This is a genomic window from Flintibacter sp. P01028, assembly GCF_041925235.1.
Taxonomy (GTDB): Bacteria; Bacillota; Clostridia; order Oscillospirales; family Oscillospiraceae; genus Lawsonibacter; species Lawsonibacter aceti.
Genome location: NZ_JBHEVC010000001.1, coordinates 174,717 through 187,137, shown reverse-complemented (window position 1 = coordinate 187,137; position 12,421 = coordinate 174,717). Strand labels below are relative to the sequence as shown.

Here is a 12,421-nt window from a genome sequence, read left to right as displayed (position 1 = left end):
TTAAAGCCATAAAAATGGCCCTTACGCGAGCAGGGGACGCCCCGCCGCGCCGGAGGGAGGGAAATATAAATGTCGGAAGTCCGTGTGAGAGAGAATGAATCTCTGGAGAGCGCCCTGAAGCGCTTTAAGCGTAGCTGTGCCAAGTCTGGCGTGCTGGCCGAGGTTCGTAAGCGCGAGCACTACGAGAGCCCCAGCGTCAAGCGCCGCAAGAAGTCTGAGGCCGCCCGTAAGAATCGCAAGAAGTTCTATTAAGCAGTTAAACCGCCGCAGTATTTACTGCGGCGGTTTTTATTGCAGCCCGAAAACTCCCGTCTGTGCCGGGGGAATCATGATTCAGAGCGGTGTGGGAATATGGAAGGGTATGTGACTCTCTCCATCTGACGTGGGACAGGACATCTGGACTAGGACAGACAAAAAAGTTGAAAAAAGTTTGAATTTTGCGTTGACAAACCAACGCCTTTCTGGTAAGATATCACTTGCGCTGAACAGGGACACCTGACCTGTAAGGCTTTTATTTGGGGGTATAGCTCAGCTGGGAGAGCGCTTGAATGGCATTCAAGAGGTCAGCGGTTCGATCCCGCTTATCTCCACCACTTACAACTCAATATTGGTAGACAAGCAGTTCTCCTATACGGGGGTATAGCTCAGCTGGGAGCCCGGTACAAGCGTGTACCAGCACCCCCATGTAAAGAACACAAAAGTTAATAAACGCACTTTCCCACATCTGGGGGTATAGCTCAGCTGGGAGAGCGCTTGAATGGCATTCAAGAGGTCAGCGGTTCGATCCCGCTTACCTCCACCATCTCAAGGGAAAGTGCTTTTCCTCGCTTCCGAAAGGAAGCGAGGTTTTGTTCTATGCGGCGATTTCTACAATATCCAGTCCCAGGCTGAACTGCGTAAAATCAATATTGAAATCAATGTGGAGCTTATAGTCCCGGTAGACCTCCACCCGGCGGACCAAGCAGTTGACGATCATCTTCTTTGCCTCCAGGCTGGCGGTGTCGTACATATCCGCCCAGGAAATGATGTCATCATATTGCGCCGTTAAGGAGCAAAGCACCTGTTCCCCTTCGTCGTAGGCAGCTTGCGCCGCCTCGAATTGCCGTTGCAGCTCAGTACACTTGGCCTCGGCCTCGGACACCATAGAGCCCAGCAAGTCTTTGGGAAAGGCGCTCTCTCCGCGTAGGGCTTTGATCACTTCCGCTTTGAGCATATCCAGCTCGGCGGCGGCTTTGGTGTATTCAGCCCGGACGCTTTGGAGCAGGCTTTTCCGTTCCTCCATCTTCTCCCGGTAGCGGGCGTTGACGATCTCACTTTTCGGGATTGCTTTCATGCGCTCAAAGATTTGGCGTACCAGCTTATCAATGATCCCGTCCAGGATATGGGCCGTGTAGCCCGTCTGTCCGTCACAGTCGGTCTGTTTGCGGGTTTTGCCGTAACAGATATACCGCACCCGCTTGATCACCCGGTGGGGATCATCCTTGCAGGGGTACGCCTTGCCGCTGGTGGTGAGGTTGAGCCGGGCCCCACAGTGGCCGCAATACACGTTACCGGATAGGAGCGACTGGCCCGCGATATTGCGGGGAACGGTGCGCTCGGTTTCGTTAGCTCGGTTGGTGCGGATGCGCTGGGCGGCCTCGAACAGCTCCGGGGGAATGATCTGCAAATGCGGGAGCACCGGGGAGCGGCTTTTTCCGCTCCGCAGTACGCCGGTATAGGTCAGGTTGCAGATGATCCCCCGGATGGTGGCGTGGTGCCACATCTTGCCGCTCCGGGCCCGGTAGCCCTGGTTGTTCAAGTAGGTGGCGATCCGCTGGGCTCCGTAGCCCTCGTGCACATACTTGTCAAAGACAATGCGGACAACAGCGGCCTCAGTTTCATTGAGGGCCAGCTCGTAGACCTCATGCTTGCGCTTGTTCACCCGTCCGCTTTTCACAAGGTCATAGCCATAAGGGGCGACGCCGCCCTTGAAGCCTCCATCCTCCACGAGCTGCCCCAGGGCGGTCTTGGTGCGAATGGAGGTTTTTTCGCTTTCGCCGTCCGCCTGCCAGAACCGGATGTAATTGGTGAGCTTGTCGGTGTGGTTGTCAAACCGCTGCTCACCCTCCTGGGTGCTCCAAACCCGGACACCGTTCTTGACGAACCACTCTACTACAAAGGGTGTTTCGTCTGCGATCCGTCCGATACGGTCAAACATGAACACCAACAGAATATCAAACTTACCCTGCTTGGCCCGTTCCTTGATGATTTGCAGCTTGTCCCGGTTTTCGGCTCTTACCTTGTGGCCGGATACGCCGTCCTCCTGTTCTTCGTGAACGATTGTCCAGCCCATTTTCTCGCAAAAGGCGTGGCAGGCTTTCCTCTGCATGGGAATGTCGGCTTGGTTGTTGTCGTTGTAATCTACCTGTTTATCGGTGGAAACCCGATATAAACAGTCAACGCGAGTACCTGTTATAATTTGATTTTCCATGTATTAAACCATCCTTTCAACTGTCGTTTGGGCAAGTGAAAAGATGCTTTTAATACGCAGGAATAATGAACTTGTCAAGGTGCATAGGGGCTACCCCCTATCATTATTATCCCTTGTTTTGGGGGATTTGACAAGGATGACTCCGGGCCGGTGGGATGGTACACATGCCGCAAAGGACGAGAGCAATATCTGCTTGACTTGTCCAATGGCCTCGGTATTTTTGGCCTCCGCAAAGGTGGCGGAGATTTCGTACCCATCAATAGAAAAAACGGCAGTCGTGGCTGGCATGGATAGCCTCCTTTCTCTGGCAGGATCAGTAAGAGCAATTCTCTGTTGTCCCATAGCGAAATGAACAGCGGCCAGCCCCCACATAGGGCGCTGGCCGCTTGACGGTGTGACCTCTGGACATTTTGTCCAGGAGTCAATAGGGGCTCTGCTCGTAGTATGCCTGGGCCTCCTCCGGGGTGGTGTAGTCAAAAATCTCATGGAGTTCCAGCATAACCTGTTCAATGTCGGCGGGCTTGAAGCCGCACCGCTCCATCGCGGAGATCACATACCCCCGGCAGGCCCCCTCGCTCCACGGCTGGGAGAGCAGGGCTGCCAATTCTGGATCGTAGTTCATAGAGCGTTCCCCTTTTTCAGAAAGATATAGGGGAGCGCCTCGCTCATTTTCTTGCCCCGTCATAAGACAGCATCCTCGGCGGCGGCGCTCCCCCGCAAAGGGGGCGGCGGGCGGCGGCCTGCGGCCCCCGCGCCTCCTTTGCGGAGAGGGAGAAATCCTCCTCTCACATACCACCAGAAAAAGAGGGCCAAATGGGGATGGCGATTTAGAAATTTTCTCGCAAATATTTTTTCATGCTCTCGATACCCGTTCTCACGGAACGGCGGACGGCGTTCTTGTCTACGCCCTCCTCGCGGGCGATCTGACGGCAGCTCTTTCCCAGGATCAGATAAGCGTCCACCCGGCGGCCCTGGATCTCCGGCAGGGAGTTGAGGGCGTTCCACAGCCGGAAGAACATCTCCTTGCGATCCATGAGCTCCTGGGGGCTGGGCTCGTGCAGGCAGGCGGAATATTCGATCCCATCGTCGCAGTCCAGGGAATAGTACGCCTTGTTGTAGCGCACCCGCTCCGCATAGGCGGCCTCGGCCCGCTTGCTGGCCAGAAGCGCCTCGGCCACTTCATCGGGCACCTCCACCAGCTCGTCCGTTAAGTACCAATAATAAAAATCTTTCAGATTGATCGTTGTCATAGCTTGTCCTCCATTTTGTTTCGGTGGGTGGGTTGAACGGAAACAAAATGGAGGGCTGGCGGGGAGCGGCACCCTGGGGAGCGGCACCGCACCTCTGGACAAAGTATCCAGAGGTACGGATGTATAAAAACGCTCGCACAGCATGGTAAAACTGTACGAGCGCAAGGGAAATTATTTCCTGATTTGTGATGTGTGTAGGTAACTTCGTATCCGCAAATCTCTAAGGCGGAGGCCGGGCTTTTTTTGACCGCTTCGGGTCAGGCTTGCAGATTGGCGGCATAGGACATCCTCCTGTCGTCGCCTCTGCCGCCAAAATAAAACGGCCAGTTTGAATCCATCAAACCGCCGTTTTGACTTTTTAAGATTGCGTGGTGAATGAGCCGCAGAACGACGTTTTTTTTATTTCCGTCCTGCGGCCTATTCCTTTTTATTGGAGCATCCGCTTGAGCCGCTCACCTAGGCGGCTCAATATTTCGTTTGAAATCGTACCAGTCTGTTCTGCGAGGTCGCAGGTGGTCAGTTCCTGGGTTCCTGATCGGCCAATGAGAACCGCTACATCACCAGGAGAAACTGCTGGGATGTCCGTCACATCTACCAAGGTCTGATCCATGCAGATACGGCCCACAATCGGTGCCCTGCGGCCATGGAGCAGGGCTGCTCCGATACCGCCTCCCAGTTTTCGCGGCAGTCCGTCTGCGTAGCCAATAGACAAGACGGCCAGTTTTGTGTTCCTGTCCGCCCGAAACTGCAAGCCGTAGCCTGCGCCTTCCCCCGGAACAAGATCCCGGACAAGGGCGACTCGCGCCTTCAGCGACAGGACGGAACGCAGCTGCTCCGATCCAAAACGATCCGCATCCCCTTTTACGCTCAACACACCATAGAGGGCAATTCCCACCCTTGCATAGTTACCGCCAATCTCAGGGTGACGTAGCAGCGCATAGCTGGACATAAGGTGCAGTTTCCCACAGTTATAGCCCAGCCGCTCCAACTGATTTACGGTTTTGTAAAAGGAGCGGCACTGCACCATCAGAAATTCCTGGTCCTCAGCGGACACGCCGTCGGCGGTGCAGAGATGGGTAAATGTCCCGGTGACATGGAGATTTCGGCAATCTAAGATTTTTTGCAGCGTCTCCAAATGCTCACAGCATTCTCCCAGCCGGTGCATCCCGGTGTCGATTTTGATATGGACACGGATTGTCTGCCCCCAGGAATTAAGCGTTTCCGCATAGGGCAGGTCCAAGGCCGTCTGGGTCAATCCATAGCGGAGAAGCAGGGGGAACTCCTGCGGGTGCGTGTAACCCAGCACCAGGATCTCGCCGCCGATGCCCGCCCGGCGCAATTCTGCACCCTCCTGTGCCGTCGCCACGCAAAAGGCGCGGATTCCCAGCCTTTCACATTCCTGGGCGATCAGGACGGCACTGTGGCCGTAGGCGTTGGCTTTGACGGCGGGCATAAGTTCACATCCGTCGGGAAGCCGGGAGCGCAGGAAAGACACATTATGGCGAAGGGCCTCCCGGTCAAGTTCGATCCAGGCCCGTCCTTTCCAAAATTCCGGCATTTCCTCACCCCCGAAGGATCAGGCGAGGCGGCTGGGCGACCACCGTCGCATAGTCGGGAACATCCGAACACACCACCGCGCCCGCGCCGATTTTGACATGGTCGCCGATCTTGACATTGCCCACGATCACAGCCCCTGCTCCAATCAAACAGTGATCGCCGATCTGCGGGGCTTTCCGCTCCACCTCGCCTATGGTGACATTCTGGTAAATCCAGCAGTCCGATCCGATACGGGCATACCGGGAGATAAAGACACCATGAAGTCCGTGGGGCAGAACCGGATTACCTTTGAACACGGCCCCATTTCCGATGTATCCGCCGTGATGATGGGCCGTTCGGTTCAGAAAAAAGGTCAAGACATCCTGGATGAGTTTCCGTCGGGTCCGTTCTCGCCAGCGGGACAGCCGCCAGTATAGGCGCAGATTATCCCCCCTTGAGTAGTCGATCAGTGCTTCCCGGATGCTCATGTGAGATATTCCTCCAAGGTCAGCCCCAGGTTCGTCATGCGCTGGGCATGGGAGCGCCCCACATATCGAAAGTGCCATGGCTCGTGGGCAATCCCCGTGACGGCCTCTTTCTTCGCCGGATACCGTTCTACAAACCCATAAAGCGGAGCCAGTTTCCGAAACTTCTGGCAAATCCCCTCGTAGGGAAACGCCGGGCGGATCAGATCAATCTCAGGCTGACGCAGACCCAGGTCGATGGCAAGTCCGGTCTGGTGCTCACTGTGCCCCGGCAGAGCCACATACTGCTCCGCAAATTTAGGGCCGCTTTCTGCCAGAGCATTTTGGTACAATTTTTCCTGTTCTTCCATAGACCGCCAGCCGCTGACTGGTACAATAGACCGCCAGCCGTCCAATTTTTCCATCAGCCGGGCAAGGGCACGCACCGCCTCCCGCTCCAGCAGAATATTTGGATAGCCCGGATGGACGGGAATGAGGTCCAGCGGCAAATCTGCCGGACAGGGGTGCTGGCGGTTGACCAAGATCAAATAATTCATTGTCCCACCGCCAATCCGATCACGGCGGAGATCACCTGCTCAAAGGACAGGCCCACGGCTTTCATCATGCTGGGGTAGCGGCTGTGCGCTGTGAAGCCGGGGATGGTATTGACCTCATTGAACAGAACCTGTCCGGACTTGTCCAAAAAGAAGTCAACACGGGCAAAGCCGCGACAGTCCAGTGCCCGATAAATTCGCTTTGCCAATTCCTTGATTTCCAAGGCTTTCTCCGGGGAAATCCGGGCCGGAACATGGATCGCCGACGTTTTGAGGGTGTACTTTTCGGTATAGTCAAAAAAGCCGCCGGAGAGTTCAATCTCGTCCAGTTCGCCCACCGTCAGGCGGTTATTTCCCAGCACTGCACAGCCAACCTCAAAGCCGGAGACCGCCTCTTCCAGAATAATGCGGTCATCGTAGGCAAACGCCAGCTTGACTGCGGCGGGTAGTTCGTTACGGGCCATGACCTTGGTGATGCCATAGGACGACCCGGCCCGGACGGGCTTGACGAAAAGAGGGTAGCCCAGCTGCTCCGCCTGCTCCAACACCTTTCCGGCATCCATGCCCCGCTCCGCCGTAAAAGACGCAGGGACAGCCGCCCCGACAGCATGGGACAGTTTATGCGCCCTGTCCTTATCCATACACAGGGCGGAGGACAACACGCCGCATCCCACCAGAGGGATGCCTGCCGTTTCAAAGACCCCCTGGACCGTCCCATCTTCACCGTTCTTTCCGTGCAGGACTGGAAAGGCGGCGTCCAGATGAATTTTTTTGACAGTGCCGCCCTCCAGTACCAACAGGGCACACTCCCCACGGCTGGGCGATACAAAAGCAGGGGCACAGTCCTGGGGAGTATGCCAAGTGTCCGTTGCAATCTGCTCTACCTTCCCGGTAAAGTGGAGCCATTCTCCGGCAGGGGAAATACCCACCAGCACCGGCCTGTATTTTTGAAGGTCCATGTGTGCGATGACCGCGTGGGCCGATTGGAGAGATACACTGTACTCCGGGGAACAGCCGCCAAACAGGATGGCAACATTTGTTTTCTGATTCATGTTTCACGCTCGCTTTCTTCCATAGCTTCCAGATATTCCTCCAGGCAAAGGCCCGTGTTTTTCATATCCTTAGCTGCCTCTACTCCGACATAGCGGTAATGCCAAGGCTCATTTCCAACGCCGGTAATCTCTGTCTTTCCATCAGGGTAGCGCTGAATAAAGCCGTATTGATAGCTGTTTTCGTCCAGCCAGTCATAGACCTCATAGCCTGCGGAGTGGATTCCGTCCGCGTTGATGTCTACCGCAAGCCCTAACTGATGTTCACTGGTGCCGGGGAGGGCCACCCATACCGCCGCTTCCGCCTGGGCCTCCTGGTCAGAGTAGCCTTGCGCCCGATATTCAGCGATCCATTCATCCAGGATGCGCTGCTGATCTTCTGCCGTCCGATACCCGGACGCTACAACAGGATAGACCCCATCGGTCTGCATGGCATCAAACATTTCCTGCAGAGCGGAGTATATCCTTGTGTCAACGGACTCCCCGCCGGGCAGTTCGACTAGATCTACTTCATACTGGTCGGGAAGCAGGTTCCACCTGTTGACTAGAAGCAGGTTCCACCTGGTCCCATCCGCTTCCACCTCCTTGCCGCCAGTGGGCGGACGATTTTCCTGGGCTGTGCTTGGCTCTTCGGCATCCATGGTCAGGAAAAGAGAGGTTCCCTTCCATAAAGCCCAAAATCCAGCAAGCAAAACAAATACGGCCAAGAAGCAGGTAAAAAGAGCGTTCCCTTTTCTATGGCGCCGTCTTGCTCGGCTCCTTCGGCGGCCCCGCACATCGGTATGACTGTCTGTATCATCATTTATCATGGAATAATCCTCCTTTGAGGGACTCGGACGCGAAAGGCTCCTGTTGGTATTTATCATACCGAACAGGAGCCTTCCAAGTTTTAATATCCAGTTGATTGATTCCTAAGAAAATCCTAACACAGAATTGAGGTTTTCCTAATGAAGAATGGGAAGCGCGACCGTGAATGTAGTGGTATTCTCATGGCTTTCCGCTGTGATCGTTCCACCGTGCAGGGTGACGATTTCTTTCGCAATCGCAAGGCCCAGCCCGGCCCCGCCTGTGTCTGAGGTTCTGGCCTCATCCATACGATAGAATTTTTCAAAGATAGCGGACAGTTTGTCTGCCGGGATCGTCGGCCCTTGATTTTGAATGGTGACAACCACACTGTTTTCCCGCTGTTCCGCCCGGATTAAGATTTCAGTATTAGGCGTATTGTATGCCGCCGCATTCTTCAAAATATTATTGAATACCCTTGCCAGCTTAGCGGGATCACCATAGACGGCCAGGTTTTCATCGGCACAGAGGACCGCCGTATTTCCCCTCTCGCTGAGGATGGGATAGAACTCGTCCTTCATTTGAACGAGCATATAGTAGAGATCGATCTGCTCCTTTTCCAGATTTATCTGCTGCAGATTATAGCGCGTGATCTCAAAAAATTCATTGACTAACTTTTCCAGACGATGGGCCTTTTCCAACGTGATATGGACATATTTCGCCCGCTGCTCTGTTGGCATATCCGGTGCTTCATCCAACAGACTCAGATAGCCAATCACGGAGGTAAGCGGAGTGCGAATGTCGTGGGCCAGGTACATGACTAGATCGTTTTTCCGCTGCTCAGCCAGCCTGGCCTCGACGGCCCGCCGGTCCAAGGTCTGGCGAACGGAATTTAATTTTTTCTCCACAGCAGACATCTCAGCGGGCAGGGTAATTTCTCCGGCCTCATTTTTCAGCAAAGCGTCGATCCCCTGGTTAATCTGGTTGAAATATCGGATGAACCAAGTAAGCATCGCATAGTAAAGGATCAGGAACACAAGCAGGATCGAACCGCCCCACACAATGCCCATGTTATTGCGGATCAACTGCTGATATAAATTCAGCGCGTTTTCGTAGTCCATCTTAAACAAGGATTGGAAGATAGAAACCAGCCACTCTCCACCGTGACCCCGCCATAAAAGAGTGTAAATAATGCTGATAACGACGAATGAGAGTACAACAATGCCAAAGCCCCGCAAAAAGACTTTTGATTTCAGCCGGGCAAACTCATTTTTTCTATTCTTAGCTTCCAATTTTGTACCCAACCCCCCATATCGTTTTGATGTATTTGGGATCATCTATGGTATCTCCCATTTTTTCACGCAGATGCCGGATGTGAACCGTGATTGTATTGTTGCTCTTGTTGTAATACTCGTCCTTCCAAATCTCATGGAATAGTGCTTCTGAACTGACCACTTGGCTCCTCTTTTCCAGCAAAATACGCAGGATAGAAAATTCAGTTGGTGTGAGGGCGAGGGCTTTTCCATTCAAAATACACTCATGTGTGCTGGAGTTCAGTTCCAACCCAGCGTACAGAAAAACAGAAGGAGCATCTGTCTGTGCCTGAGTCGGATTGTACTTTTTATACCGCCGTAGCTGAGCCTTTACCCGCGCCACCAGTTCCAGGGGGCGGAATGGTTTTGTAACATAGTCATCAGCCCCTAGAGTAAGCCCGGTAATCTGGTCGGTTTCTGCATCCTTGGCCGTCAGCATGATAATGGGGTAAGTGTACCGCTCCCGGATTTTCTGGCAGAGCGTAAACCCATTTAGGTCGGGAAGCATAACATCCAGAATAGCAAGGTCAAGTTCCGTGGACTCAATACAAGCAAGCGCATCTCTGGCCGAATAAAATTTGAACACGGAGTAGTTTTCATTTTGGAGATATAACTCCACTAGGTCTGCTATTTCCCGCTCGTCATCTACGATCAGAATTTTATCTGGCATTTTCCCACCGTCCCTTTCATGTGGCATATAACAACCATTATATCAAGCCCTGTTTCCGCAAAGATTATCTTTCCCCTCAGAAAAGATTAAGAATTTCCTAAGACTCGAATATTCTTGTAATTCATTATAGCGTCACCAATACCCTACGACAAGGATGTTGAGGCATTGAGAGGATATATTATCTAACCTTTTATGATTTTATAAATCATTTAAGGATTGCGAATGGAATTATAAAATGATATAGGGTGATATTATGGCGAAAGAGAAAGAAATCTATGATTTCAAGGCGTTTGGTGCGGCAATCAAAAAGGCCCGCGAAGATCGTCAGTGGACAAGAGAACAAGTCGCTGGAATGGTAAACTTGGCACCCCGATACCTGTTATCAATTGAGAACTACGGACAGCATCCCAGCTTGCAGGTGTTTTATGAACTGGTTACACTGTTTGACATTTCCGTCGATCAATTTTTCTTCCCACAACGTCCAACTGAGAAAAGCACGCAGCGCCGACAGCTTGATAAACTGTTGGACGAAGTACATGAAAATGACCTTGTGATCGTATCAGACACCGTAAAAGGAATACTGAAAGCCCGAGAAGCGGAGGGATAAAGCCCGCCGCTTTTTCGTACTACTTCCGGAGTTGCGCGTTTCGGCAAGCAGGGCAGGTGTGCCCACACCTGCTATTTTTGCGTGGCCGGGGCCCCACAAAAATGCTTGTTGGGGAGCTCCCCAAACCCGCCGGACTTCTGGACTCGTCGTCACAAGCTCCATATCATTCGCAAGCGGCAAAAGCTGCTTTCTCATTCATTCCGCTGTTCCTCCTCTCCCCACAAAGCATCCGCTTTGCGGGGGCCCCTTAATCAGAAGTCTTTGTTGTCTGCGGCCCCGGCGCTACCGCTCCTGGGTCTTATCTTCCCGCCCGTCTGGATAGCCGCGCAGGAAGTCAATGTTGCCCTTGACCGCCACGGCCTGCCGCATATCCGCCTGGGCCTTGCGGTATTCCGTATAGAGGGCTTTTTTCTTTTCCGCCAGCTCCCGCCGCCGCTTTTTCAGCGTGTCCATCTTTGGGAGCTTTGCCCCGTCCAAAAGCTCACTCATAGCGGCCTTTGCCGCCCGATAGTCTGCCAGCTCCGCCTCGTGCTGGGCCAGATACTTTTTAGAATACCGGGCCGCCTTGTAGCCGTCAAACACGGGCCTCGCCTTTGCGTACTGCACCACCGCCCCCATGAGCTGGGAAGTGTGGGAAAGGGCGGCCTCGGTGTCCCGCAGCTCCCCGGCCAGGGCGTGAAAGCGATCCACCGCCGCCTCGGTGCTGGCCGTAAGCGCCTCGTAATCGGCAATCCCATGTTCCCGGAGATACAGGAGCGCGGCGGCCATCTGTTTGAGGTTATAAACTTTGGCCCACCGCTCGTAGGCTGGGCCTTTGCCCTGGGCCAGACGGTTTTGAATGTCGATGATGAGATCGACGCGCCGAGGCGGGGGCGCTCCCTCCTGGGGCAGCTCCGGGATCGGGCGCTCCCCGGCGATCACCGCCCGGATGTCCTCCGGGTCAAAGCCGGGGCCCAGGGTGGACGAGCGCAGGCGGGTGGGCTTATCCTGCCCAGGGGCCAGGAATGAGATAACCCCGCCCCGGCCATGCTTCACTGCAAAGCCGGACTCCTCCATGAGCCGCAGGAACGCCGCAAAGTCGGCAGGCCGTTTCCCCAGGGCCTCCACGATGGCAAGCCGAACCCGCTGCTGAGCCGTGGGCGAGCGCTCCCCGATCCATTGGCCGTAGTGGAGAAAGCGGCCCTTGCTGTGGAGCTTCGGGTTTTGGATCACAGACAGGTCATGCTCCAGGCACACCCGGTCAGAGAGCCGCCGCAGGGGAGCCGCCGATCTGAAAAAGTCCCGGAATTTTCCGGTATAGTCCAGGGTGGTGGAATTGTAGTAAATGTGATTATGGATGTGCTGGCGGTCTGTATGGGTGGCAACGAAAAAGGCGTGCTTGCCCTTTGTCCAGCGCATCGCCGTTTCATAGCCCACCCGGTTTGCCTCCTCCGGGGTGATCTCTCCAGGGCGGAAGGACTGCCGGATCTGATAGCAGAGCACATCCGCATCCCGCCGCTGCTCCCGGCCTGTGACGGCCTTGTACTTTGCCTTTGCCAAAAGGAACTCCACGTCGGCGGTACGGTGATCGCACTCATAGGCGGAAATGAGCTCCCCGCCCTGGGTTTTCTCCGGGTTTTGGCCGTAGTCGAAACGGTCTTTCAGCGATTGGGCAACGGTTTCTCCCTTGCTGATGTGGTGGGTGATCAAGCGTGTTGTGGCCGTAGGGCTCACCTCCTCCAGATA

At 54.5% G+C, this 12,421-nt stretch carries 13 protein-coding genes and 2 tRNA genes; 4 read left to right on the top strand and 11 right to left on the bottom strand.

The annotated features are described in order from the left end of the window. Window positions 1–69: 69 nt before the first annotated feature. The 3 genes from rpsU (at window position 70) to ACEVJK_RS00960 (ending at window position 802) form a co-directional block, all read left to right on the top strand. Entirely contained in the window at window positions 70–252 is a 183-nt protein-coding gene (gene rpsU, locus ACEVJK_RS00970) for a 30S ribosomal protein S21 (RefSeq protein ID WP_023348912.1), read from the top strand. A 265-nt stretch (window positions 253–517) separates the two neighbouring features. Next, window positions 518–593 (top strand) — tRNA-Ala (locus ACEVJK_RS00965). Between the two features lie 133 nt (window positions 594–726). After that, window positions 727–802, top strand: a tRNA-Ala gene (locus ACEVJK_RS00960). Between the two features lie 51 nt (window positions 803–853). Here the strand turns inward: ACEVJK_RS00960 and ACEVJK_RS00955 are convergent. From ACEVJK_RS00955 to vanR, 10 genes are all read right to left on the bottom strand, one after another. Next, window positions 854–2,470, bottom strand: coding sequence for a recombinase family protein (locus tag ACEVJK_RS00955; RefSeq protein WP_374739793.1), 1,617 nt, complete (start codon window positions 2,468–2,470; stop codon window positions 854–856). 421 nt (window positions 2,471–2,891) lie between these two features. Continuing rightward, window positions 2,892–3,092 carry a hypothetical protein gene (locus ACEVJK_RS00950; RefSeq protein ID WP_374739792.1) on the bottom strand — a complete coding sequence of 67 codons (201 nt, stop codon included), beginning with the start codon at window positions 3,090–3,092 and terminating at the stop codon, window positions 2,892–2,894. A gap of 205 nt (window positions 3,093–3,297) precedes the next feature. Beyond that, on the bottom strand, window positions 3,298–3,720 hold the full coding sequence (locus ACEVJK_RS00945; RefSeq protein WP_374739791.1) for a sigma-70 family RNA polymerase sigma factor: 423 nt from the start codon (window positions 3,718–3,720) through the stop codon (window positions 3,298–3,300). 427 nt (window positions 3,721–4,147) lie between these two features. Beyond that, window positions 4,148–5,278 carry a serine racemase VanT catalytic subunit gene (gene vanT, locus ACEVJK_RS00940; protein ID WP_374739790.1) on the bottom strand — a complete coding sequence of 377 codons (1,131 nt, stop codon included), beginning with the start codon at window positions 5,276–5,278 and terminating at the stop codon, window positions 4,148–4,150. A 4-nt stretch (window positions 5,279–5,282) separates the two neighbouring features. Further along, window positions 5,283–5,744 carry a serine acetyltransferase gene (locus tag ACEVJK_RS00935; protein WP_374739789.1) on the bottom strand — a complete coding sequence of 154 codons (462 nt, stop codon included), beginning with the start codon at window positions 5,742–5,744 and terminating at the stop codon, window positions 5,283–5,285. Then, window positions 5,741–6,277, bottom strand: coding sequence for a M15 family metallopeptidase (locus ACEVJK_RS00930; protein ID WP_374739788.1), 537 nt, complete (start codon window positions 6,275–6,277; stop codon window positions 5,741–5,743). Before ACEVJK_RS00930 ends, ACEVJK_RS00935 begins: the two co-directional genes overlap by 4 nt. Next, complete coding sequence (vanG, locus tag ACEVJK_RS00925; RefSeq protein ID WP_374739787.1) at window positions 6,274–7,326, bottom strand: D-alanine--D-serine ligase VanG; 1,053 nt, start codon at window positions 7,324–7,326, stop codon at window positions 6,274–6,276. The genes ACEVJK_RS00930 and vanG overlap by 4 nt, the downstream gene beginning before the upstream one ends. Continuing rightward, window positions 7,323–8,132 carry a D-alanyl-D-alanine carboxypeptidase family protein gene (locus ACEVJK_RS00920; protein WP_374739786.1) on the bottom strand — a complete coding sequence of 270 codons (810 nt, stop codon included), beginning with the start codon at window positions 8,130–8,132 and terminating at the stop codon, window positions 7,323–7,325. Before ACEVJK_RS00920 ends, vanG begins: the two co-directional genes overlap by 4 nt. A 135-nt stretch (window positions 8,133–8,267) precedes the next feature. Next, a complete protein-coding gene (gene vanS, locus ACEVJK_RS00915; protein ID WP_374739785.1) occupies window positions 8,268–9,443 on the bottom strand; it encodes a vancomycin resistance histidine kinase VanS in 1,176 nt (391 codons plus the stop codon). Further along, the gene (gene vanR / locus ACEVJK_RS00910; protein ID WP_374739784.1) at window positions 9,388–10,089 is read right to left on the bottom strand and encodes a VanR-ABDEGLN family response regulator transcription factor; all 702 of its coding nucleotides are present in this window, start codon (window positions 10,087–10,089) and stop codon (window positions 9,388–9,390) included. The genes vanS and vanR overlap by 56 nt, the downstream gene beginning before the upstream one ends. Window positions 10,090–10,342: 253 nt before the next feature. Here vanR and ACEVJK_RS00905 point away from each other — a divergent pair, with 253 nt between their 5' ends. Beyond that, window positions 10,343–10,696: a helix-turn-helix domain-containing protein gene (locus tag ACEVJK_RS00905; protein WP_374739783.1), complete on the top strand. Its 354-nt coding sequence runs from the start codon at window positions 10,343–10,345 to the stop codon at window positions 10,694–10,696. 282 nt (window positions 10,697–10,978) lie between these two features. Here ACEVJK_RS00905 and ACEVJK_RS00900 read toward each other — a convergent pair whose 3' ends face one another. Beyond that, entirely contained in the window at window positions 10,979–12,340 is a 1,362-nt protein-coding gene (locus ACEVJK_RS00900) for a relaxase/mobilization nuclease domain-containing protein (protein WP_374740032.1), read from the bottom strand. Window positions 12,341–12,421 lie beyond the last annotated feature (81 nt).

Bases quoted from the DNA above. Each gene is read 5' to 3' on its own strand.
- ACEVJK_RS00930 (WP_374739788.1), bottom strand. From the start codon at position 6,277: ATGAATTATTTGATCTTGGTCAACCGCCAGCACCCCTGTCCGGCAGAT.
- ACEVJK_RS00905 (WP_374739783.1), top strand. From the start codon at position 10,343: ATGGCGAAAGAGAAAGAAATCTATGATTTCAAGGCGTTTGGTGCGGCA.
- ACEVJK_RS00955 (WP_374739793.1), bottom strand. From the start codon at position 2,470: ATGGAAAATCAAATTATAACAGGTACTCGCGTTGACTGTTTATATCGG.
- vanG (WP_374739787.1), bottom strand. From the start codon at position 7,326: ATGAATCAGAAAACAAATGTTGCCATCCTGTTTGGCGGCTGTTCCCCG.
- vanS (WP_374739785.1), bottom strand. From the start codon at position 9,443: ATGATCCCAAATACATCAAAACGATATGGGGGGTTGGGTACAAAATTG.
- vanR (WP_374739784.1), bottom strand. From the start codon at position 10,089: ATGCCAGATAAAATTCTGATCGTAGATGACGAGCGGGAAATAGCAGAC.
- ACEVJK_RS00935 (WP_374739789.1), bottom strand. From the start codon at position 5,744: ATGAGCATCCGGGAAGCACTGATCGACTACTCAAGGGGGGATAATCTG.
- ACEVJK_RS00920 (WP_374739786.1), bottom strand. From the start codon at position 8,132: ATGATAAATGATGATACAGACAGTCATACCGATGTGCGGGGCCGCCGA.
- rpsU (WP_023348912.1), top strand. From the start codon at position 70: ATGTCGGAAGTCCGTGTGAGAGAGAATGAATCTCTGGAGAGCGCCCTG.
- vanT (WP_374739790.1), bottom strand. From the start codon at position 5,278: ATGCCGGAATTTTGGAAAGGACGGGCCTGGATCGAACTTGACCGGGAG.
- ACEVJK_RS00945 (WP_374739791.1), bottom strand. From the start codon at position 3,720: ATGACAACGATCAATCTGAAAGATTTTTATTATTGGTACTTAACGGAC.
- ACEVJK_RS00950 (WP_374739792.1), bottom strand. From the start codon at position 3,092: ATGAACTACGATCCAGAATTGGCAGCCCTGCTCTCCCAGCCGTGGAGC.